This window comes from Massilia sp. CT11-108, from assembly GCF_047302915.1.
Classification (GTDB): Bacteria; Pseudomonadota; Gammaproteobacteria; order Burkholderiales; family Burkholderiaceae_D; genus Telluria; species Telluria orientalis.
The window spans coordinates 1-369 of sequence record NZ_JBKYMO010001333.1 but is presented as its reverse complement, the minus strand read 5'-3'; the positions used below and the strand labels follow the sequence as shown (position 1 = coordinate 369).

General features: G+C 72.4%; 1 protein-coding gene. It reads right to left on the bottom strand.

Going from position 1 to position 369, the window contains the following annotated elements:
- Positions 1-61: 61 nt before the first annotated feature.
- On the bottom strand, positions 62-369 hold a 308-nt coding region (locus ACEN88_RS34665; RefSeq protein ID WP_413346939.1), incomplete at its 5' end, for an Hpt domain-containing protein.

The window sequence follows — 369 nt, the reverse complement described above, 5'->3', positions numbered from 1 at the left end:
TTTTTTTCACACCCCCCCCCGCAAACCCCCTTTTCCCCCCGTCTGGTGGGCCCGGACTTGTTTAAAAGACCCCCCCCCCAGCCCGGCGGGGCCCGGCCGGCGCCTGGACGGCGTCGATGCGCGCGAGGCCGGACAGCACGCTGTCCAGCGCGACGATCAGGTCCGGCGCCAGCACCGGCACCCGGTCGATACGGCCGGCGCGGAGTTCCTGCTCCAGGCTGCCCGCGAGCGTGGCCAGCGGCATGGCGCCGATGTACGCCGCGCCGGATTTCAGGTTGTGCGACAGGGACTGCAGCGGCGCGTAGTCGCCGTGCGCCAGCGCGTCGCGCATCGCCTGCGGCGCCTGCACGTACTCGCGCAGGAAGCTGG